The 21,907-nt window shown below is 72.7% G+C and carries 19 protein-coding genes; 10 read left to right on the top strand and 9 right to left on the bottom strand.

All coding sequences use genetic code 11. The features are described 5' to 3' along the window. Positions 1–19: 19 nt before the first annotated feature. The 7 genes from ABZ441_RS21825 to ABZ441_RS21795 form a co-directional block, all read right to left on the bottom strand. Positions 20–1,603, bottom strand: coding sequence for a hypothetical protein (locus ABZ441_RS21825; RefSeq protein ID WP_358976653.1), 1,584 nt, complete (start codon positions 1,601–1,603; stop codon positions 20–22). Further along, on the bottom strand, positions 1,590–2,852 hold the full coding sequence (locus ABZ441_RS21820) for a Cmx/CmrA family chloramphenicol efflux MFS transporter (RefSeq protein WP_358976769.1): 1,263 nt from the start codon (positions 2,850–2,852) through the stop codon (positions 1,590–1,592). Before ABZ441_RS21820 ends, ABZ441_RS21825 begins: the two co-directional genes overlap by 14 nt. Positions 2,853–2,924: 72 nt before the next feature. Further along, positions 2,925–3,614 (bottom strand): hypothetical protein, encoded by a 690-nt coding sequence (locus ABZ441_RS21815; RefSeq protein WP_358976650.1) that lies wholly within the window; start codon positions 3,612–3,614, stop codon positions 2,925–2,927. A 73-nt stretch (positions 3,615–3,687) separates the two neighbouring features. Then, complete coding sequence (locus tag ABZ441_RS21810; RefSeq protein WP_358976647.1) at positions 3,688–4,728, bottom strand: DUF2891 domain-containing protein; 1,041 nt, start codon at positions 4,726–4,728, stop codon at positions 3,688–3,690. Positions 4,729–4,804: 76 nt separating this feature from the next. After that, the gene (locus ABZ441_RS21805; protein ID WP_358976644.1) at positions 4,805–5,773 is read right to left on the bottom strand and encodes a DUF979 domain-containing protein; all 969 of its coding nucleotides are present in this window, start codon (positions 5,771–5,773) and stop codon (positions 4,805–4,807) included. Continuing rightward, positions 5,770–6,501: a DUF969 domain-containing protein gene (locus tag ABZ441_RS21800; RefSeq protein ID WP_205018147.1), complete on the bottom strand. Its 732-nt coding sequence runs from the start codon at positions 6,499–6,501 to the stop codon at positions 5,770–5,772. Before ABZ441_RS21800 ends, ABZ441_RS21805 begins: the two co-directional genes overlap by 4 nt. A 240-nt stretch (positions 6,502–6,741) precedes the next feature. Then, positions 6,742–7,467, bottom strand: coding sequence for a GntR family transcriptional regulator (locus ABZ441_RS21795; RefSeq protein ID WP_358976641.1), 726 nt, complete (start codon positions 7,465–7,467; stop codon positions 6,742–6,744). Positions 7,468–7,704: 237 nt separating this feature from the next. Between ABZ441_RS21795 and ABZ441_RS21790 the strand changes: the two genes are divergently transcribed. The 8 genes from ABZ441_RS21790 to ABZ441_RS21755 all read left to right on the top strand — a co-directional run bounded on the left by ABZ441_RS21790 (position 7,705) and on the right by ABZ441_RS21755 (position 16,506). Further along, complete coding sequence (locus tag ABZ441_RS21790; RefSeq protein WP_358976766.1) at positions 7,705–8,454, top strand: 5-oxoprolinase subunit PxpA; 750 nt, start codon at positions 7,705–7,707, stop codon at positions 8,452–8,454. After that, complete coding sequence (locus tag ABZ441_RS21785; protein WP_358976638.1) at positions 8,451–9,086, top strand: allophanate hydrolase subunit 1; 636 nt, start codon at positions 8,451–8,453, stop codon at positions 9,084–9,086. The genes ABZ441_RS21790 and ABZ441_RS21785 overlap by 4 nt, the downstream gene beginning before the upstream one ends. Then, positions 9,083–9,943, top strand: coding sequence for a biotin-dependent carboxyltransferase family protein (locus tag ABZ441_RS21780; RefSeq protein WP_358976635.1), 861 nt, complete (start codon positions 9,083–9,085; stop codon positions 9,941–9,943). Before ABZ441_RS21785 ends, ABZ441_RS21780 begins: the two co-directional genes overlap by 4 nt. A gap of 166 nt (positions 9,944–10,109) precedes the next feature. Beyond that, positions 10,110–10,694: an RNA polymerase sigma factor gene (locus tag ABZ441_RS21775; RefSeq protein WP_358976763.1), complete on the top strand. Its 585-nt coding sequence runs from the start codon at positions 10,110–10,112 to the stop codon at positions 10,692–10,694. Beyond that, the gene (locus ABZ441_RS21770) at positions 10,687–11,616 is read left to right on the top strand and encodes a CU044_5270 family protein (protein WP_358976632.1); all 930 of its coding nucleotides are present in this window, start codon (positions 10,687–10,689) and stop codon (positions 11,614–11,616) included. Before ABZ441_RS21775 ends, ABZ441_RS21770 begins: the two co-directional genes overlap by 8 nt. 151 nt (positions 11,617–11,767) lie before the next feature. Continuing rightward, positions 11,768–13,171 (top strand): lipase family protein, encoded by a 1,404-nt coding sequence (locus ABZ441_RS21765; protein WP_358976629.1) that lies wholly within the window; start codon positions 11,768–11,770, stop codon positions 13,169–13,171. Between the two features lie 176 nt (positions 13,172–13,347). Then, positions 13,348–14,037: a copper homeostasis protein CutC gene (locus ABZ441_RS21760; RefSeq protein WP_358976627.1), complete on the top strand. Its 690-nt coding sequence runs from the start codon at positions 13,348–13,350 to the stop codon at positions 14,035–14,037. Positions 14,038–14,169: 132 nt separating this feature from the next. Beyond that, entirely contained in the window at positions 14,170–16,506 is a 2,337-nt protein-coding gene (locus ABZ441_RS21755) for an MMPL family transporter (protein WP_358976625.1), read from the top strand. A gap of 42 nt (positions 16,507–16,548) precedes the next feature. On the opposite strand, the gene ABZ441_RS21750 is transcribed toward ABZ441_RS21755, so the two are convergent. After that, complete coding sequence (locus tag ABZ441_RS21750; protein WP_358976622.1) at positions 16,549–18,657, bottom strand: UvrD-helicase domain-containing protein; 2,109 nt, start codon at positions 18,655–18,657, stop codon at positions 16,549–16,551. 383 nt (positions 18,658–19,040) lie between these two features. On the opposite strand from ABZ441_RS21750, the gene ABZ441_RS21745 reads away from it, so the two are divergent. Continuing rightward, positions 19,041–19,232 carry a hypothetical protein gene (locus ABZ441_RS21745; RefSeq protein ID WP_358976619.1) on the top strand — a complete coding sequence of 64 codons (192 nt, stop codon included), beginning with the start codon at positions 19,041–19,043 and terminating at the stop codon, positions 19,230–19,232. Between the two features lie 28 nt (positions 19,233–19,260). On the opposite strand, the gene ABZ441_RS21740 is transcribed toward ABZ441_RS21745, so the two are convergent. Further along, a complete protein-coding gene (locus ABZ441_RS21740; protein ID WP_358976616.1) occupies positions 19,261–20,904 on the bottom strand; it encodes a DNA repair helicase XPB in 1,644 nt (547 codons plus the stop codon). Positions 20,905–21,077: 173 nt separating this feature from the next. Here ABZ441_RS21740 and ABZ441_RS21735 point away from each other — a divergent pair, with 173 nt between their 5' ends. Continuing rightward, entirely contained in the window at positions 21,078–21,863 is a 786-nt protein-coding gene (locus ABZ441_RS21735; RefSeq protein WP_358976613.1) for a uracil-DNA glycosylase, read from the top strand. The last annotated feature ends 44 nt before the right edge of the window (positions 21,864–21,907 follow it).

Below are 21,907 nucleotides of genomic sequence, written 5' to 3'. Positions count from 1 at the left end.
GGGCCTTCCGCCGGGTCTTCTACGCCGTCGGCCGCGCCCGCAGGCCGTTCGTCCTCACCAGCCGGCGCACCGTGTCCGGGTTCAGCGCCGGGTTCGCGGCGGCGTCGTGGGCCGCCTCCGGGTCGTCGAGGAGTTCCGCCAGCCGGGACTCCGGAAGATTCGGGTGGCGTGTCGCCGCGGCCCGCACGGCAGGGTCCGGGTCCCGGGAGAGCCGGTCCACGGCTTCCGGCCCGGTTCCGGGGTCGCGTACGGCCAAGGCCCGGACCGCGGGGTCCTCGTGGTCGGCGAGGGCGGCCAGCCCGTCGGTCGGGAAGTCCGGCCGGGTGGTGAGGTGACCGCGCCCGGGGCCGGTGTACTCGAGGAAACTGCGCAACAGGAGTGGTGCGGGGGCGTCCGGATGGTTCTGGGCCAGCAGGACGCGCACACCGAGGTCGTCATCGTCGGCCAGGCGGGCGACGAGGTCCGGTGGCAGCAGGTGATCGCCGGCCGCCTGCCGGCGCAGCAGTGGGTGACCGGAGAGTGCGTTCCGGCGGACGGACTCGGGGTCCTGGGGTGTCTCGGACGGAAAACGGAATTCGAAGTCGTCGTCCTGGGGGACTTCGTAGTCGATCCGGGCGCGTTCCTCCTCGCTCAGCCGGGGGTGGACGGACACGGCCAGCCGGACGTCCGGGTCGCGGTCCGTCGCGAGCGTGCGGCGCTCGGCGGGCCCCAGGTCCGCGCGGTGCGCGACCCTCGTGCGCACGGCCGGGTCGGGATCGGCGACCAGAGCTCGGCGCTCGGCGGGCCCCAGGTCCGCGCGGTGCGCGATCCGGCCCCGTATCTCCGGGTCCGGATCGGCGGCCAGGAGGATCACGGCACGGGGAGGGAGGGTGGGGTTGACGGCGATCATCGCCTTGTCCTCCACGCCCACGGGCGTGGCGAGGACGCTGTCCACCACAGCTCTGCTCAGGGCACTGTGGAGCAGCATGTCGACGCGGGCGTGGCACGGCCGGTCAGGGAGCGCGCTCTCCACCCACACCGGGTCCTGATGGCACGCATGTCGCCGGGCCGTCTCGCGGACGCCGTCGTCGGGGTCCGTCAGCAGTGCGGCCCGAAGGTCGGCGGACAGTGACGCCCACATGCCGACGCCCCAGCGGCGGACCTTCGCGATCGGGTGGGTGGGCATGGACCGGCGCAGACCGGCCGAGATCTGCCGGTAGAAGGGACCACCCAGGAGCTCGTCGTCGTACGTGCTGATCATGTGGACGACGGCCTCGTCGGGCAGGGGCCGGGGCCGGGCGAGGAGGGCCGTCCGAGGTCCCTCGGCAAGGTGGGCCCGGACGAACCACTCGGGGTCGTCCAGCAGTCGAACCCGCTGGTCCGGATCGACGTGATGGTTACGGGCGAAGAAGCTGCGGGTGCGGGTGTCGGGGTGCTCGATCACCGCGTCGACGACGGCGTCGGGCAGGGCACGGTCCCGGCACAGCACCATCCGTACGGCCGGCGGGGCGTCGGCGAGCAGCCGCAGCAGAATGCTCGTCGGCACGGACGGGTTGAGAGCCAGCCCGGCGAGCCGGCGGGCGGGGAGATCGGCGTCCGCCCAGATCTGTTCAGGTGTAGGCATGCTCCGTGCCCCCGGCGTGTTCGGAACCGGCGACCTGATCCGTGCCGGTGTGCTGCTCCCCGCCGGTGTGTACCCCTGTGCCCGCGATCCGGCGGGACGGCGTACCGCCGCCGCGCAGTCGCAGCGAGACCGTCACCGCCGCCAGACCGAGCACCAGCATCGCGGCACCCGCCCAGGCCGTCGCCCGGAAGCCGAAGTCCGCGTCGATCACCGCACCGCCGAGCCACGGGCCGCTCGTGTTGCCCAGGTTGAACGCGGCCGTGGTGGTCGCCCCCGCCAGCGTCGGGGCGACGCCCGCGACGTTGAACATCCGGGCGTTGAGGGCCGGCGCCGTGTAGAAGGCGGACAGCCCCAGCAGGAACGCCAGGACGACGACGGCGACCTGGTTCGACGCGAAGAGGGCCAGTGCCACCAGGAAGACCGTCGAGGCGCTGATCCCGCTCAGGAGCACCCCGAAGAGGTGCGCGTCCGCGACCCGGCCGCCGATGGTCGTCCCGATCAGCGCGCCGACACCGAACAGCCCGAGCACCCACGGCACCCAGCCCGAATCCAGTCCCGCCACATCCGTCAGCAGCGGTGCGAGGTAGCTGAACGCGCAGAACACACCGCCCGCCGCGAGGGCCGTGATCACGATGGACAGCCACACCTGACGGTCCCGGTAGATCGCGATCTCGCGCTTGAGCTGCGGCTTCTCGTCCGGCAGCGGAATGCGCGGGATGCGGGTGACGACGCCGACGAGGGCGATCGCGGACGCGGCCCCCACCGCCCAGAACGCCGAACGCCACCCGAAGCTCTCCCCGAGGAACGCTCCCAGCGGTACGCCGAGCACGTTGGCGATCGACAGCCCGCCGATCATCACGGCCATGGCCCTGGCCCGCGCGTTCACCGGCACCATCGCGATGGCGACCGCCGCGCCCACCGCCCAGAATCCGGCGCACGCCAGTGCGCTCAGGACCCGGGAGACGAACAGCACCTCGTACGTCGGTGCCAGCGCGCCCGCGACCTGGCCCAGCCCGAAGACCGTGATGAGAGCGATGAGCGTCGTGCGGCGGGGCAGCCGCAGGGTGGCGACGGCCAGCAGCGGGGCGCCGACGACCATGCCGATCGCGAAGGCGGATATGAGGAGTCCGGCCTTCGGGATGGACACGCCCATGTCGTCGGCGATGGGCGGCAGCAGCCCGGACAGCATGAACTCACTGGTACCGAGAGCGAAGACCGAGAGGCCGAGGATGTAGACGGCCATCGGCATACGGGGACGGCTGGAAGCAGAATCGGGCATGACAGTGGCCAACAGTGCTGTCGTCCCTGTCATTCCCTTGTCTCACCGGCTGAGAAGCTCCAGTTCGGTGGTCAGGTTCTGCCGCGCCCTCGGTTCCCACTCCCGCGCACCGTGAGGCGTACGGAACAGCCGGGGCAGCGCCAGCAGTTGTCGCAGGACGGCGGAGCGCCCCTCGCGGAACGCGTCGTCCGGGACGAAGCCGTACTCCTCCCGCACCTGCGCCGCGTATGCCGCGTACTCCTTGGGGGCCGCCGCGAGGATCGCGAGATCCGCGTCGCACAGCACCTCGCCGTTGGTGTCGCCGTCCGCCGGATCGTGCGTGACGGTGAGCCGGACCAGCCGGGCGACCTCGGCCGTCGCGGCGTCGGGGACACCGGCCTCGGGCAGGGCGCGCTCGGCGAGCGCCGCGCTGCGCTCCTCGTTCTCGGAGCGGTCGGGGCGGTAGACCGCGTCGTGGAACCAGACGGCGAGGCGCACCAGCTCCGGGTCGGAGGCGTGGCCGGCCAGGGTGTCGACGTGGTCCAGGACCTGTGTCAGGTGGGCGGTGGTGTGGTACCGCCGCTGGGGTTCGGCCCAGCGCGCGAGGAGGGCGTCGGCGTAGGGGGCGGGATCGGGACCGTGGGCCGTCCCGCCGCGTGCGGCGAGCAGCGTCCCGCGCCAGCGGTCACGGAGGGCGCCGCCGGTGTGCGGGTTTTCTGAGGGGCCGGTCTCGGAGGTGCCGCTGTCGCTCATACGCCGAGGGTAGGACGTACGCCCCGCCCGCCCGGCCCGTCCCCCGGCCGGGCGCGCGGGACGGTGCGCCTTCTCAGTGCCCGGGCGCCGTGTCCAGGGCCAGTGCCGCGTACGTCGCCAGCCAGTGGTCCGAGGAGAAGTCCCCGGAGGACACCGTCGGCAGGCCGAGCGCGAGATGGGCCTCGGCCGAGGCCAGGAGCGCGGTACGGGCCGGGCCGTCCGGGAGCGCGTCGGCGATCGTGCGGAGGGCGGCCGCCCGGCTCAGGGTGAGACCGAGGAGGTGGCCGATCTGCGGATCGGCGTGATCGGAGACCACCGGCGGGTCCAGCAGAGTGGAGTCGGGCGCGGCGGAGACCAGGGCCGGGAGGAACGCGGCGATCCAGGTGCGGAACTCGGCCACCGGCAGCACCCGGCGCATCGCGTCGGCCTCGACGAGTGCGGGGGAGAGGAAGTCCTGACCGGAGGGTTCCCAGTGGGCGGGGGCGTCGTGGTCGTCGGTGAACCAGGTCCGCAGCCGCTCCGCCGCCGCGTCCAGGACCGGCGCCGGCAGCCCGGCGGCCGTGCCCGCGTCGATGATCAGGCCCAGCCCGAACGCGCTGTTGTTGTGGACGCCGTGCCGGACCGGGTACGTCGCCTTGGGCAGCCAGGCGGTGAGCAGGTCCCCGACCGCTGCCACGCCGGGGGCCAGGGCGTCGGCCCAGCGGACGCCGTCGGGCGTGGCGAGGGCCCGGCACTCCGCGGCCAGCGCGATCAGCCAGGCCCAGCCGTAGGGGCGCTCGAAGTGCGGCCGGCCACGCAGGTAGGACGCCTCGACGGCGATGTTCTCGGGGGTCAGATGGGTGTCGAGGACTTCGCGGACCCGGGTGGTGAGGGTGGCCGGAAGGTCGCCGGTCGCGGAGAAGCGCCGCATGAGGCGGACGAGCAGCCAGTGCATGTGGACCGTGGAGTGCCAGTCGTAGCCTCCGTAGAACGCGGGGTGCAGCTCACGGGGCGCGACGAGTTCCTCGGGCCCGGCGTAGAGGTGGGCGGGTGCGTTGGGGTACTCGCGTACGACGTTGGCGAGGGCCAGTTCCGCGAAGGGGACGGCGTACGCGGCGGGGAGCGCGGGGGACATCGGGGTCACTCCAGAGGGTGTTTCGGGCCGAGGGGCCGGGGCCGGGTCGGGGGATCTCGGGGCGGGGTGCCTCGGGTCAGAAGGCGAAGAGCGCCATGATCGCGACGTTGCAGACCAGCAGGGCCGCCGCTGTGGGCAGCTGTGCCTTGATCGGGCCGTACTGGTCCTTGAGTTCGAGGAGTGCCGCCGGGACCAGGTTGAAGTTGGCGGCCATCGGCGTGACGAGCGTGCCGCAGAAGCCGCACAGCATGCCGACCGCGAGGACGGCGGGCGCGTTGCCGTTCATCTGCTCGATGAGGACGGGCCAGCCGATCGCGGCGGTCATCACCGGGAACGCGGCGAAGGCATTGCCCATGACGATGGTGAACAGCGCCATGCCGCAGCAGTAGACGGCCACGGCCACGAGCCTCTGGCCGTCCGGCAGCATCGCCTCGGTGATCCTTCCGACCTGGTCCCCGACACCGGCGGTCTGGAAGATCGAGCCGAGGACGGAGAGCAGCTGGGGAAGGAGCAGAGCCCAGCCCATCGACTCGAGCATGTTGCGGCCGGAGTGCAGCGGTACGGAGAGCTTGCGCTCCCGCAGGAGCACCATGCCCACGGCCAACGCGGCGATCGCGCCGACGCCCAGCCCGAGAATGGTCTCGTAACCCGGCTCCAGGACCGGTTCGCCACCGATCTTCCAGTTCTTCACGAGCGTCGCGCAGATCATCGCGACCACGGGGATGGTGAGCGCCGGAAGGAACAGCTTGTTGCCGAAGCGGGCTGCCGAGGCCGCGCGCTTCTCGCGGGGCGGTGTGTGCGACTCGCCCTTGCCGGTGAGACCGAAGCCGCCCAGCACGATCAGGACCAGGACGGCGACGCCCAGCGGTTCGGCGGGGAGGGACTTGTCGACGACTCCCGTGGAGTAGAAGAACGCGGCGCCCAGCAGACCCCAGAAGCCGGCGGAGCCGAAGCGCTTCGGATTGGTGCGGTCCGCGGCCATCTGCGCGGCCATGACGAGGAACACCGCGCCGACCAGCCAGAAGAAGTACTCGGACTTGATCACTTGGCGTCCTCCGTGCGGATCCCGGCGTGCGCCGCCAGGTCGTTCTCGGCCGCTGTGACGGCGAGTTCGCGCTCCAGCTGCCGGTCCAGGTTGAGCAGGCGGGCCCCGTGGATCAGGAAGGCGCAGATCGCGGAGGGGATCGCCCACAGGGCCAGGTGCAGCGGCTCGAGGTGCTGGTCGTACGTCGAGTTCACGAAACCGGTGATCAGCAGGATCGACCCGATGGCGATGAAGCAGTCCTCGCCGAAGAACACGCCGATGGTGTCGGCGCCGGACGCGTGGGAGCGGACCTTCTCGCGCAGTTTCTGCGGCAGCGGACGGCCTGCCTTGGCCTCGGCGGCCGCTTCGGCCATCGGGGCGATCAGGGGCCGCACGCTCTGTGCGGGGCCACCGATGCTGGTGAGGCCGACGGATGCGGTGAGCTGCCGGATCAGCAGGTACAGCGTCAGGAAGCGGCCGGTGGTCAGCTTGCCCAGCTTGCCGATGAGGGTACGGGCCTGCTCCTGGAGTCCGTAACGCTCCAGGAGCCCGATGACGGGCAGCGTGATGACGAAGACGGTCACCGAACGGGCGGAGGCGAAGCTGTTGCCGAACGAGGCCAGCACCTCCTGCGGCGAGAGCTTGCCGAGCAGCCCCGTGATGATGCCGGCGGCACCCACCACGAGCAGAGGATTGCGGCGGGTGGCGAATCCGAGGATCACCACGAGCACGCCGAGGAGAACGATCACGCGTCGGCCTTCTTCCGCGCAGGGACGTGGCGGTGCACGGTCCTGGTCAGACGGGGGTATAACGCGAGACCTTAAGGTCTTGTTCAACAATCCTACAAGGGTGTGGGATGCATCGATTTCAATCAGTGGTGCGGGAGGAGAGAGGGGCGGGTTTCATGTACCCATCTGCCCGCATGCATAGGGAAATAAGGGTGTGGTGGGAGCGGTGGAGCAGAGTGTGGATCATCGAACGATCCGGTGTCATCGCTGGGTGAGCCGCTGTGCGTACGCCTCCGCCAGTTGACGCCTGGAGTCCTCCAGGTAGAAGGCCAGCATCCGCTCGGCGCCGGCCGCGTCACCTCCTGTGAGCCTGTCCGTGATCTCGCGGTTGCGGGTGAGGTAGGGCTCGTGGAAGCGGCGGGGGTCGGCCATCACGTGGAAGGCGAGCCGCAGTTCGGCGAGGACGTTGCGCATCAGTTCGTCGGTGCGGGGACTATTCGCCAGGCCGGCCAGCGCCTGGTGGAACCGGATGTTGGCGGTGGAGCAGGCGGGCCAGTCGTCCTGGAGCGCCGCCTGCTCACCGGTCGACACCGCCGCCTCGACCGCCGCCAGGTCGAACGGGGGCTCGCCCAGGGTCCGCAGGGCCGCGCATTCGACGAGGAGCCGCACCCGGTAGATGTCGACCAGGTCGTCCACGGCCAGGATGCGGACGAACACGCCCCGGTTGAGGCGGTGCTCCAGGAGGCGTTCGTGGGACAGCAGGCGGAACGCCTCGCGCAGGGTGTTGCGGGACACGGCCAAGGCGCCGCTGATGCTCTCCTCGGACAGCCGGCTGCCCGGCGGGAAGTAGCCCTCGGTGATCCGGTCCCGCAGGACGGCCGCGACCCGCTCGGCCGTACCGGACCGCTCCAGGGAGGCGCTGTGCGTCGCCAGTTCCGAGAGATCCGGCGCGGCACCGCGCCTCCCGTCGTTCGTCTTCCCCGCCATGCCCCGTCCCCTGCCTGTCGCGCCTGTCGTACGGTCGTGCCTGCCGCGTCGGCTGTGCCGCCGGCCGTCTCCGGAGTTCAGGGCGTGCCTGGTGTTCCGTCAGCCGCGCGCGGTGCTCTGTGCTCAGTGAACCGTACGAGGGTCTCGGGCAGGGCCCCGGCTCTTGTCAGATTGTTGAACAATCGCTAGCGTGCGCCCGTGACGGATCTGACGAGTGTGACGCGCCCGGCGCGGCCGATGGACCTCAACGCGGACCTGGGTGAGGGGTTCGGACGCTGGACCCTCACCGAGGACGAGGCGCTGCTGAAGTGTGTCACCAGCGCCAATGTGGCCTGCGGTTTCCACGCGGGCGACGCCTCCGTGATGCGGCGGGTCTGCGACACGGCGGCGGAACGGGGCGTACGCATCGGGGCGCAGGTCTCCTACCGCGACCTCGCCGGATTCGGCCGCCGCGCCATGGACGTCCCGGCGGAGGAGCTGACCGCCGAGATCGCCTATCAGATCGGCGCCCTGCGGGTCTTCGCGGAGGCGGCCGGTTCCACCGTCTCGTACGTGAAGCCGCACGGCGCCCTCTACAACCGGGTCGTCCGGGACGAGGAGCAGGCCGCCGCCGTCGTCGCGGGGGTGCTGCTCGCGGGCGGCCGCCCGGCGGTCCTCGGGCTGCCCGGTTCGCGGCTGCTCGCCCGTGCGGAGGCGGAGGGACTGACCGCCGTCGAGGAGGCGTTCGCCGATCGCGCGTACACCCCGCAGGGCACGCTCGTGCCACGGGGTCAACCGGGAGCCGTGGTGCACGACGCGGACGAGGTCGTACGCCGCAGCGTCGGCATGGCCGTCGACGGAGCGGTGACGGGGGTGGACGGCGGACGGATAGCCGTCGCGGCCCGGTCGCTCTGCGTCCACGGCGACACCCCCGGCGCGGCGGCGCTCGCCCTGCGGGTGCGTACGGCGCTGGAGGAAGTCGGCATCCGCGTACAGGCGTTCGCGTGAACGGCGTCCGGGTGCTGGAGGCCGGCCCCCGCGCCCTGCTCGTGGAACTGGACTCCGGTGAGGACGCCGAGGCCTTCCACGCGGAGCTGCTCCGCCGCCGCGCCGCCGGGGAGCTCCACGGCGTGCGCGAGATCGTGCCGGGCGCGCGGACGGTACTGCTCGACGGGGTGGAGGACCGCACGCTCGCGGGGCGGCTGCGGTCGTGGACCGTACCGCCGCCGAGCCGGGGAGCGGGGGAGGCGGTCGAGATACCCGTCGTCTACGACGGCCCGGACCTCGCCGACGTGGCCGAGGCGTGGGGCGTCGCCGTCGACGAGGTGCCCCGCGTCCACGCCCGTACGGAATTCCGGGTGGCCTTCTGCGGCTTCGCCCCCGGCTTCGGATATCTCACGGGTCTGCCGGGGCACCTGAGCGTGCCGCGCCGGACCACCCCGCGGACCCGGGTGCCCGCCGGTGCGCTGGCCCTTGCCGGTCCGTACACCGGGGTCTATCCGCGCCCGTCGCCCGGCGGCTGGCAGCTCATCGGGAGGACGCCCGAGCCGGACGCCCTCTGGGACCCGGGGCGGGAGCCGGCGGCGCTGCTCACGCCCGGGGCCCGGGTCCGGTTCGTGCCGGCGGGGGTGCGCGGATGAGTGCGGGGATCGAAGTGGTCCGGGCGGGAGCCCTGACGACCGTGCAGGACGAGGGCCGCGCCGGCTGGGCGCATCTGGGCGTGCCCCGGGCCGGGGCGCTGGACGGGCCCGCCCGGCGGCTGGCCAACCGGCTCGTCGGCAACGCCCCCGACGCGGCGGTGCTGGAGACGACGCTCACAGGGTGCGCGGTCCGGGTGACCGGAACCCGGCCCGTGCAGGCCGTCGTCGGCGGGGCGGCGTGCCGGGTCACGGTGGACGGCCGCCCGGTCGCGTGGGGCGAGCCCGTCCGCGTACCCGGCGGTGCGGTCCTGGAGGCAGGGCCCGCGGTGCACGGGGTGCGCGGGTACCTGGCGTTCGCGGGCGGACTGGAGCCCGAGCCTGTGCTGGGCAGCAGATCCGCGGACCTGCTCTCGGGCCTCGGCCCGCCGGTCCTGCGCGAGGGCGACGTCCTGCCGCTGGGCCGGCCGGGCGGCGCTCCGTGCGTCGACACCGTGCCCTGGCCGGGCATCCCCGCGGAGCTGGTGCTGCCCCTGTATCCGGGCCCGCGCGACAGCTGGTTCACCGGGGCGGCCCTGCGCACACTCACCACCGCCGCGTACCGGGTCTCGGAGCGGAGCAACCGCATCGGGCTGCGCACGGAGGGCCCCGCCCTGCGGCGCGCCCGGGACGGCGAACTGCCCAGCGAGGGCATGGTGCTGGGAGCCGTCCAGGTGCCGCCGGACGGGCTGCCCGTGGTGTTCCTCAACGACCATCCGACGACGGGGGGCTACCCGGTCGTGGGCGTGGTCGCCGAGGCCGCGCTGGCGGGGGCGGCGCAGGCGGTCCCGGGGACACCGGTGCGGTTCGTGCGGGCGTGACGGGAACCCGGATCGCGGCATCGGCCAACAGGAGGTGACCGAGTCCGCCTCTTCGAGGGAAGCCCATGAGCCCGAGAACCGACCAGTGACCGCCCCGCCGGAGCTCGGAGCCCGGCACGCCACCGCCGACGTCGGCACGGACCCGGGCCCCGAGTCCGATGCCTCGATCGTCCGGCGCTCCCTGGGCGATCCCGACGTCTTCGCCGAGTTGTTCCACCGGTACGCCGACGACATCCACCGGTACGCCGCCCGTCGCCTCGGCACCGAGGCGGCCGACGACCTGATGGCCGAGACCTTCGTGATCGCCTTCCAGCAGCGCCGCGGATACGACCTGTCGAAGCCGCAGGCGCGGCCCTGGCTCTACGGCATCGTCACCAATCTCGTACGGGGGCACCGGCGTGCCGAGGCCCGACGCCTCAGGGCGCTGTCGCGTGCCGCCTCCGCAGCCCCGGACGAACGGGGCGGGGACGGGGAGCCGCTGGCGGACCGGGTGGCCGCCCGGGTCAGCGCCGAGGGCACCCGCGCCGAACTCGCGGGGGCCCTCGCCGCGTTGCCCGCCCGCTACCGGGACGTCCTGCTGGTCATCGCGTGGGGCGACCTGGACTACGCGGAGGCGGCGGAGGCGCTCGGCGTACCCGTGGGCACCGTGCGCTCCCGGCTGCACCGGGCACGGAAGAGGGTGCGTGACGCACTGGGCGGGGCGGATCCCACACGTCCGAACGAGGTTCAGGAGAAGCCCGACCATGGATGACCTCACCGTTCTGCGGGAGCTGTACGCCGATGTGCCCGCGCCGGGCGACGAGGCCCGCACGGCCGCCCGGGCCCGGCTGGCGCGCGCCGTCGCAGAGGAGACCTGCCGGACCCGCCGCGCGGTGCCCAGGCGGCTGGTGCTGCGGGCGGGCTTCGCCGCGACGGCGGCCGCGGCCGTGCTCACCACCGTGGTCGTCGCCACGGACGACGGGCCAGGACCGCGGATGACCACGCTGTCCGCGGCCCAGGTGCTGCACCGGGCGGCCGACCGGACGCGTGCCGACGGCACCGGGATGCCTGCCCCGCGTGACGACCAGTACTTCTACACCGAGGAGATCGCCACGCGGACTCCTCTGGACGGCGGGAGGCCGACGACGCGCACGGACAGGGTCTGGCTGTCCGTGGACGGCTCCCGGCCCTCCAGGTACGTCTACGGCGAACGGGTGCACGAGCAGCCGCCGTTGACCGAGCACGAGGTGCGGTGGCCGCCAACCGGGTACGCGGAGCTCAGGAAGCTGCCGACCGATCCGGACCGGCTCCTCGACGCGCTCGGGCACGCGGAGGACGGCAAGGACCGCCGGTCGGCCTACATGGACCTGTGCCTGCTGCTGCGCGGCCCGGGAGCCATGCCGGCCGGACTGCAGGCCGCCGCGTTCGAGGCTCTGGCGAAGCTGCCCGGCATCGTCCTGGACGACGACGAGGTGGACGCTCTCGGCCGCCACGGGATCGGTGTCTCGTATCCCGGGATGACGTTCGGTCCCGTATTCGAACGAGGCAGCTGGGCCTACCTCGGCATGCGCCTGGACGGGGTCGAGGGAGCCCACACGGTGGGCCGCGAGCTGAAGGGCGGCAAGAAATACGTGGAGGTCAGGGGGCGGGTGAAGTCGGGCGTGGTGGACGAGATCGGGCAGCGGCCCCGGTAGGGGGGCGGGTCCGGCAGGGCGGGGCGGGTCGGGGGGCCGGGCCGGGCCCGCCGCTACGTTACCGAAGCGTAACTTACCGATGAGTTACCTCAGGTAAGGGCCCGGTGTTAGCTTGCGCTCACGTTCATCGGAGCAGAGCGAGGAGTGAGCCGTGAGTCCCCGCAAGACGACCCGTTCGAGCTCGACCACGAGTACCCCCCACCTCCTGGAACCCCGCCGGCCGGGACGCCGCACGGGACGTCTGCTGGCCGCCTCGGTCGCCGCCGCCGCGTGCCTGGGCACTGCGGCCGTACCGGCCTTCGCCGCCGGCTCGTCGGAGCCGGTGGTCTCCCGGGGGGTGACCGTCCCCGCCTTCTACGACCCGCCGGCGCAGCTGCCCGCTGCCGACGGCGCACTCGTCCGCGCGGAGCCCCTGCCGCTCGGGGTGAGCCTCCCCGGTCTGGACGGCCGGCAGATGCCCGGCACCGCTACGCGCCTGATGTACAAGTCCACCGACGCGGGCGGCGGGCCCGTCGCCGTCACCGGCGCGTACATCGAACCGTCCGCCGCGTGGAAGGGCGGCGGCTCCCGCCCCCTGGTGGCGCTGGCCTCCGGGACCATGGGCCAGGGTGACCAGTGCGCCCCGTCGCTGTCGCTCCAGCACCCGCTCACGATCGGCGAGGGGACGGTGTCCATCGGCTACGACAACATCGCGGTCTACCGCTTCCTGGCGGCCGGTGCCGCCGTCGTCGTCACCGACTACGCCGGCCTCGGCGCGACCGACCGGCTCCACACCTACGTCGACCGCGTCGACGAGGGCCACGCCCTCCTGGACGCGGCCCGCGCGGCCCGCTCCGTCGACGGCGCCTCGATCACCCCGGCCTCGAAGGTCGGCCTCTACGGCTACAGCCAGGGCGGCGGTGCCAGCGCCTCGGCCGCCGAACTGCAGTCCACGTACGCCCCCGACGTCAATCTCGCGGGCACCTACGCGGGGGCGCCGCCCGCCGACCTCACCGAGGTCATGAAGGGCATCGACGGCAGTGCCCTGGCCGGTGCGCTCGGCTGGTCGATCAACGGCTTCGCCCAGTCCGACCCGTCCCTGAAGGCGATCGTCGACGCGCACACGAACGACGTCGGCAAGGCCGCGCTGAAGGACACCTCCACCATGTGCGTGGGCGACGCGATCCTCGGCTACGGCTTCGCCAACAGCAAGAAGTGGACCGCGAACGGCAAGTCGCTCGCCGACGTCATCGCGGCCGAGCCGAAGCTGCAGGCGATGCTCGCCCAGCAGCGCCTGGGCAACCTGAAGCCGACGGCCCCGGTGCGGCTCGCGACCGGTGTCCAGGACGACATAGTCCCCCACAAGCAGGCCAAGCAGCTCGCGGTGGACTGGTGCCGCAAGGGCGGCGACGTGACGTACGAGGCCGTCCGGCTGCCCAACCTCGGCGACAAGATCATGACCAACCACCTCGCCCCGCTCCTCACCGACCAGGGCAGTGCCATCTCCTGGCTGACCGACCGGCTCTCCGGCAAGAAGGCCGTCTCCAACTGCTGGTCGATGCCGATCCAGCCCTGACGTCCCCGCTCCGTGACCCCCGAGGCCGCGGCGCGTCCGCCCGTCGGACGCCGCCGCGGCCTCGCGTATCTTCACGCATGCGTTCCGACGGGGAGCTGCGCCCCGGGTCACCGCCCCGTAGTCTGGTTATTGGACTAGACCTGTAGTCCGCAGCCGCTCCGAGGGAATGGAACACCATGAGCAACCGTGCAGTCCTGGAGGTGATCGCTCTCGACGCGGAGGACGCGGTCGCGGCGCAGGCGGGTGGTGCGGACCGTCTCGAACTGGTCACCGACATGGCGGCCGACGGCCTGACCCCGCCGGTGGAGGTCTTCGCGGAGATCAAGGCCGCCGTCGGCATCCCGCTGCGGGTGATGCTCAGGGTCGCGGACGGATTCGCCGCCGGGGACATCGGCGTCCTCGTGGAGAAGGCCCGCGCGATGCGTGCCGCAGGGGCGGAGGAGTTCGTCCTGGGCTTCCTCGACCAGGACGGTCACGCCGACCTGGTGGCCGTCGAGCGACTCGTCGCCGAGCTGAACGGCTGCCCGTGGACCTTCCACCGCGCCATCGACCGCGCGGCCGACCGTGACGTCCTGCGCAAGCACCTCGCCGACCTGCCGGGGCTCGACACCTACCTCACGGCGGGCTCGCCCGACGGGGTGGACGCGGGCATGGACGTCCTGCTGGCCGAGGCGGGGCGCTCGGACCTGCCCGGCTACGAGCCGCAGATCATGGTGGGCGGGGGCCTGCGCCTCGACCACGTGCCGCGCCTGCGCGCCGCGGGAATCGAAGCCTTCCACATCGGCGGAGCGGCGCGGCCGGGCGGCTGGAGCGGTCGGGTGGACGCGGCGGCGGTACGGGAGTGGCGCGCGGCGCTCGACGGCTGACGGGCCTTCGGGGCGGAGGCCGGCGCCCCGGGGCCGGGCGGCGTCACCCGTTCTCCCACTCCGGGGTGCCGCGACGGCGGGACCGGCTTTGAATGCTGGTGTCCCAGGTGTTCGCTCCAGCCCGGAGTCCACATGTCGCACCCGCAGCCCGCCCACGACTCCGGCACGGACGCGCGCCGCACGGGGACGCTGCACGCGACCGGGGCGTGGTGCGCGCGACACTTCGTGATCGTCATCGTCCTGTGGCTGGCCGCGCTCGCCGTGCTCCAGGGCCTCCAGCACGCGTACGGCGGCGACTACTCGGACAACTTCGCGATTCCCGGCACCCAGTCGCAGGACGGCCTGGACGTCCTGGAAGCGCACGACCCCTCCGCCGGCGGTTACGGCAGCCAGGTGGTGGTGCACGACGCGGACAAGCAACTCGGCGAGCTGAGCAGCCAGATGTCGACGGTGGTCGGCAGCCTGCAGAAGCTCCCCGACGTGCTGTCCGCACAGAACCCGCTGACCGCGCCGAGCAGCACGGGCGGACCGGACGTCGGCCCGCTCTCCGCCGACGGGAAGACGGCGTACATCACCGTTCGGTTCAGCGAGCAGCCCTCCAGCCTCGGCTCCGGATACCTCGACGGTGTGGACTCCGCCGTGCAGCCGCTCCGCTCGGCGGGCGCCGAGGTGGAGTACGGCGGCTCGCTGGGTGAGCTGGCCCGTCCCGAGGCGAACGACCGCGTCAGCGAGGCCATCGGATTCGGGGTGGCCGTCCTCGTGCTGCTGATCGGCTTCGGCAGCCTCCTGGCGGCCCTGCTCCCCCTGATCACGGCCCTCATCTGTGTCGTCTGCGGGCTCGGCCTGCTGGGACTGCTGGCAGCGGCGACGACCTTCGCCACCGTGTCACCGACCCTGGCCACGATGATCGGGCTCGGCGTCGGTATCGACTACGCCCTGTTCCTGGTGACCCGGCACCGCCAGAACCTCGTGGACGGCCGTGATCCGGTGGCGGCCGCGGGCGCGGCCACGGCGACCAGCGGACGGGCCGTGCTGCTCTCCGGGTGCACGGTGATCATCGCTCTCTGCGGGCTCTGGGTCTCCGGCATCGGCTTCATCGGCAAGCTCGGCCTGGCGGCTGCCGTCACCGTCGTCACGGCGGTGCTCGGGGCCCTCACCCTGGTGCCGGCGATGCTCGGCCTGATCGGGAGGTACATCGACCGGATCCACGTGCGCAAGCCCATCGCCGAGGTCGAGGCCGACGCGGAGCCCGGCCCGGAGCCCGACGCGGAGCCCGGGGCGGAGCCCGGCCCGGAGCCCGGGGCGGAGGCTGCCGCAGGCCGGGGCCGGGCGACGCACGGGACGTGGCACCGGTACGCGCAGCGGGTCGAGCGCAGGCCCTGGTGGTTCCTGGCCGGCGGGGTCGTGGTGCTGGCCGTCCTCGCCTTCCCCGTCTTCTTCATCCAGCTCGGCCACATCGGGGACGGCGCCGATCCCAGGTCGTTCACCGACCGGCGTGCCTACGACCTCATGTCCTCGGCGTTCGGACCCGGTTCGAACGGTCCGCTGACGCTCGTGATCGACCAGAGCGACGTCCCGCAGAGCGACCGGTCCGCACTGCAGAGCCAGGCCCAGCAGTCCCTGGCCAAGGTGCCGGACGCGGCCGTCATCACCCCGCTCGCGGCCACCTCGGACGGGGACGTCCTCACGGCGACCGCCTACTCCGTCGCCGCGCCTCAGGACGAGCGGACCACGAGCCTGGTCAACCACCTGACGGACGACGTCCTGCCCGACGCGGTCCACGGCACCGCGGCGGACACCTACGTGACCGGTACGACGGCCGCCCAGGTCGACTTCCTGGACATCGTCTCCAGCCGGCTGCCCCTGATCATCGCGGTGGTGGTGGGACTCGCCTTCCTCGTCATCCTGGCCGTGTTCCGCGGGCTGCTCGTCGCGGTCAAGGCGGCCGTGCTCAACGTGCTGTCGATCGCGGCCTCGTACGGGGTCGTGGTCGCGGTCTTCCAGTGGGGCTGGGGCGGGCCCGCGCTCGGGGTGTCGGGAGACGTACCGATCGAGAGCTACGTACCGATGATGATGTTCGCCATCGTCTTCGGGCTCAGCATGGACTACGAGATCTTCCTGCTGTCCCGGATCCATGAGGCGTGGCTGGCCACGAACGACCCGAAGGCGAGCGTCGCGCACGCCCTGGAGATCACCGCGCGGGTCATCACGTGCGCCGCGCTGATCATGGTCAGCGTCTTCGCCGCCTTCATCATCAGCGACAACATCGTCGTCAAGATGCTGGGTCTCGGCCTCGCGGTCAGCGTCCTCGTCGACGCCACCGTCGTGCGGCTGCTGCTGGTGCCCGCCGTGATGACCCTGCTCGGCCGTGCCGCCTGGTGGACACCGCGGTGGCTGGACCGGATCCTGCCGCACCTCGACGCGGAGGGACCGCAGGGCCGGGAGCCTCCCGCCGCCTGGCGCCACTGACGTGACGGTCGCACGGCCCGGCCGGGTCACCCGGCCGCCCGCTCACGCGAGCAGCTCCGGCAGCGGCGCCGCGTGCAGGACCACGAGACCCGAGACCGCACGGGTCAGGGCGACGTACAGGCGGCGCAGGCCCGTGCGTTCGTCGGGTTCGCCGTCGACCACGGCCGCCGGTTCGTCCAGTACGACGTAGTCGTACTCCAGACCCTTGGCCAGCGAGGCCGGGACCAGGGTCAGCCGGGATTCCGCCGTCGTCTCCTCACCGGGGGAGAGGAAGCTGTGGCCCGCCGCCGTGAGGGCCGCGGCCAGGACAGGGATGCGGGCGTCGGCCGCGATCAGGCCGATCGAGCCCTCATGGCGCAGCGACTCCTCGCACGCCGCGACCACGGAGGTGTCGAGCTCCTCCGCCGCCACCCCGCGTACCGCGAGGGAGCCCGGCGCCTCACGCACCGACTCGACGGGGGCCAGGCCGGGCGAGATCGCGGGGAGCAGCCGGGAGGCGTACGCGATCACCTCACGCGGCACACGGAAGCCCGCCGTCAGCTCCTCCACCACGGCGTCCGCCTTGCCCAGATGGAACAGTGCCTGTTCCCAGCTCCGTGTCGACCACGGCGTCGTCCCCTGCGCCAGGTCTCCGAGGACCGTCGCCGAGCCGGTCGAGCAGCGGCGGCCCACCGCGCGGTACTGCATGGGGGACAGGTCCTGGGCCTCGTCGACGACGACATGGCCCAGCGAGTGCGTGCGCGCCACCAGGTCGGCGGCCTCGTCGATCAGGACCGCGTCCGCCGCCGTCCACTTCGCCGACTTCACGCTCCGGGCCGGCTTGGCCGTCAGGACGTGCTTGCGCTCGTCGTCGGTGAGGATGCCGTCCGCGTGCGCGGCCAGGAACTCCGCGTCCGTCAGGAGCCGCAGCACGAGCTTCGCCGGGTCCACGGCCGGCCAGATCGCCTTCACGGCCGCCTTCACCGCCGGGTTGCGGGCCACCGCGTTCTGCACCCGGTCGTCGGGGGCCTCGCCCGCCTCCTCCATCCGTACGAGGACGGCGTGCGCGATGCGCTGCGGGAGCGCCTCGTGGGCGGCCCCGTACCGCATGTCGCGGGCCAGCAGCTCGGCCACCATCTCCTCGATCTCGTACGCGGGTACCCGCCAGCGCCGGGAGCCGCGCACCACCACGACGCCGTCCACCGGCGGGGTGACGTGCGAGCGGATCGCCCGCCGCAGGACGTCGGCCATCCGGGCGTCGCCCTTGATCACCGCCGAGGCGGCCTCGTCCGTGCCGCGCACCTCGACGCGTGCCGCCACCAGGTCCTCGACGGTGGCCTGCTGCACCTCCAGCTCGCCGAGCGCCGGCAGGACCTGCTCGATGTAGTGGAGGAACGACCGGTTCGGGCCGATGACGAGGGTGCCGGTGCGGGCGAGGCGCTCGCGGTGCGCGTACAGGAGATAGGCGACACGGTGCAGGCCGACGGCCGTCTTTCCGGTGCCGGGGCCTCCCTGGACGCAGACCGTTCCGCCGAGGCCGCTTCGGACGATCTCGTCCTGTTCGGGCTGGATGGTCGCCACGATGTCGCGCATCGGGCCCACGCGGGGCCGCTCGATCTCCGCCTGGAGGAGCTTGCTGGTCTGCTCGGTCTCCGCCGGGTCGGTGAGGTGCTCGTCCTCGTACGCGGTCAGCTCCCCGCCGGTGTAGCCGAAGCGGCGGCGGTGGTCGACGTCCAGCGGGTTGTTCCTGGACGCCTGGTAGAAGGGCTGGGAGACCGGCGCGCGCCAGTCGATGACCATGGGGTCGCCGTGGGCGTCGTGGACGTGGCGGCGCCCGATGTAGAACCGCTCGCCCTCCCGTCGCCCACCACCACCCCCGGCCGAGGCGCTGTGCGCCACCCCTCCTGATGCGCCCTCCGCCTTGTCGGCGCCGACGACGTGCAGGTAGTCGAGGCGGCCGAAGAACAGCGGGGTGTGGGAGAGGTCGGCGAGCGCCTTGACGCGGTCGTCGATCTGGGACTGCAGAACGGCGGCGTTGACCCAGTTCGCGGTGACGTCGCGGATGTCGAGGGCCTGCACGTCCTCGCGCATGGCGCGCAGCGCGGCACGGGACGCGGCGAGGTGCGCCCGTTCCCTGACCAGTGGATTGCTTGACTCTTCGTGCGCGGGCACGGTGTTGCCTCCGGCTTTTCGACGCAGGACGGCGGACAGGGCTCACCGCCCGGTCCGCTCGGGGACGTACACACAGAGAGGCGCACGCGGGTGGGCGCGTGCGGCTGTTGTCGGCCGGTTTCCGTCCGGTCGGCGGCGCTCCCCCGGCTGCCGGCTGCGCAGAAGGGCGGCCGGTACCACGGTTCGGGAGGCGGGCAGACCGGCGATTGTATCGACCACGACCGCCGGGGGCGAACGAATTACGACCCGGCGTCCGTCGCCCTCCCTCCGCCCTCCGGTGGCCCGTAGGGGTCGGCGTGCGACTTTCGGCCGATACCCGCGCCCACGCGCTTCGGCCCGACGGGTGATGCCGGAGCGTGGGCGGGCGGAGCACCATGGAATGCATGAGCACCGTTCACCTGAACCCCCGCAGGACCGGGCCCGCCCACGGCGCGACGGCGGTCACCGGTCACGCACGAGGCCACCGCGTGGGAAACGCGGTGCGCGCCGTATCGGTCTACGCACGCACCGCGTTCGGTGTGGCCGTCCTCGGCGAGTACGCGGAGGAGGCGGGCGTCGTCCGCCGCCACCGCTGAGCCCCGGGCGGGCCCGCCCGTACCGCCGTCAGCTCTCCGTCAGCAGCTCGTCCGCGTCGACGATCCGGTACGCGTACCCCTGTTCGGCCAGGAACCGCTGGCGGTGCGCCGCGAAGTCCTGGTCGATCGTGTCGCGGGCGACCACGGAGTAGAACCGGGCCTCGTGCCCGTCCGCCTTCGGCCGCAGCACCCGGCCGAGCCGCTGGGCCTCCTCCTGGCGCGAACCGAACGTTCCGGACACCTGGATCGCGACGGTCGCTTCCGGGAGGTCGATCGAGAAGTTCGCGACCTTCGACACGACCAGCACGCTGATCTCGCCCTCGCGGAACGCGCCGAACAGCTTCTCCCGCTGCGCGTTGCTGGTCTCGCCCTTGATCACCGGGGCGCCCAGGTGTTCGCCGAGTTCGTCGAGCTGGTCGATGTACTGCCCGATGACGAGGGTCTGCTCACCCTGGTGCTTGCGTACGAGCGCCTCGGTGACCTTGCGCTTCGTGTCGGTCGTCGCGCAGAACCGGTACTTCTCCTCGGCCTCGGCCGTCGCGTAGGCGAGGCGCTCCGAGTCCGTGAGGTTCACGCGGACCTCGACGCAGTCGGCGGGCGCGATGTAGCCCTGCGCCTCGATCTCCTTCCAAGGGGCGTCGAACCGCTTGGGCCCGATGAGGGAGAAGACGTCCGACTCGCGCCCGTCCTCGCGCACCAGCGTCGCGGTGAGCCCCAGGCGGCGGCGGGCCTGGAGGTCGGCGGTGAACTTGAAGACGGGTGCGGGCAGCAGGTGCACCTCGTCGTAGATCACGAGTCCCCAGTCGCGGGAGTCGAACAGCTCCAGGTGCGGATAGATCCCCTTACGGCGGGTGGTCAGCACCTGGTACGTGGCGATGGTGACCGGCCGGATCTCCTTGCGGGTCCCGCTGTACTCGCCGATCTCGTCCTCGGTCAGCGAGGTCCGCTTCACCAGTTCGTGCTTCCACTGCCGGGCGGAGACGGTGTTGGTGACCAGGATCAGCGTGGTCGCCTTGGCCTCGGCCATGGCACCGGCGCCGACCAGCGTCTTGCCCGCGCCGCAGGGGAGGACGACGACGCCGGAGCCGCCGTGCCAGAACCCGTCGACGGCCTGCCTCTGGTACGGGCGCAGTGCCCAGCCGTCCTGGTCGAGCTCGATCGGGTGCGCCTCGCCGTCGACGTAACCGGCGAGGTCCTCGGCCGGCCAGCCCAGCTTCAGCAGTGTCTGCTTGATCTGGCCGCGCTCGGAGGGGTGCACGGCCACCGTGTCCGGGTCCAGTCGCGCCCCGACCAGCGGCTGGACCTTCTTCGAGCGGAGGATCTCCTCCAGCACCGGCCGGTCGTTCGAGGTCAGCACCAGCCCGTGGACCGGGTGCTTGGACAGGGTGAGACGGCCGTACCGCGCCATCGTCTCGGCGATGTCGACGAGGAGGGCGTGCGGCACGGGGTAGCGCGAGTACTCCACGAGCGCGTCCACGACCTGCTCGGCGTCGTGGCCCGCGGCGCGGGCGTTCCACAGGCCGAGCGGGGTCACGCGGTAGGTGTGGATGTGCTCGGGGGCACGCTCCAGCTCGGCGAAGGGTGCGATGACACGGCGGCAGGCCTCGGCCTGCTCGTGGTCGACTTCGAGGAGCAGCGTCTTGTCGCTCTGGACGATGAGAGGTCCGGTCACGCGCGTCGGCCCTTTCCGGCGTGGGGTGGCCGTCCGGGTGCGAACGGTCAAACGTCCAGTGTGCCGCATCGGCCGGGAACGGGCGGGGCCCGTGCGCGGCTCCCTGCCGCGTCGTCGCCCGGGGGCCGTGCCTGACCGCGGTCCCGGGGCCGTCGAGCCCGTAGCGTGAGGGGATGGACGACACGGAGCCGGTGGGTGCGGTACCGGGCCCCGGCGACCGGGGGTTCCCGGCGCACCACGCGCCCCGGTGCACCGGGCTCGGTGAGCTGGACGCGCTCCTCACGGGGTGCCGTGCCTGCCCCCGGCTGGTGGCCTGGCGGGAGGAGGCCGCCGCGGTCAAGCGCGCGGCCTTCCAGGACCAGGACTACTGGGGGCGGCCCGTGCCCGGCTTCGGGCCCTCGGACGCGACGGTGGCGGTGGTGGGCCTCGCGCCCGCCGCGCACGGGGGCAACCGGACGGGCCGGATGTTCACGGGCGACGCGGCCGGCGACTTCCTCTTCGCCGCCCTGCACGCCGTGGGTCTGGCCTCGCAGCCGACCTCGGAGCACGCGGGGGACGGGCTCACCCTGCACGGTGTACGGCTCACCTCCCCCGTGCACTGCGCGCCCCCGGCGAACAGGCCCACCCCGGGGGAACGCGACACCTGCAGCCCGTGGCTGGCGGCCGAACTGGACCTGCTGAGCCCGGGGCTGCGCGCGGTGGTGGTGCTCGGCGGGTTCGGCTGGCAGGCCCTGCTCCCGGTGCTGGCCGAGGCGGGCCGGCAGGTGCCACGCCCGCGGCCCGTGTTCGGCCACGGCGCGCACGTCGTGCTGCCTGCCACGGAAGGCGGGCAGGAACTGCACCTGCTGGGCAGCTACCACCCGAGTCAGCGCAACACGTTCACGGGCCGGCTCACCATGCCGATGCTCGTCGACGTGCTGCGGGAGGCCGCCGCACTCGGCGGGCTGCCGGCCTCCTGACGAACATTTCATGATCGTCGAGACGAAGTGCCGGGGTCGTCAGG

Source organism: Streptomyces sp. NPDC005752, assembly GCF_040630715.1.
GTDB lineage: Bacteria > Actinomycetota > Actinomycetes > Streptomycetales > Streptomycetaceae > Streptomyces.
This window is presented reverse-complemented; position numbering and strand designations above follow the sequence as displayed.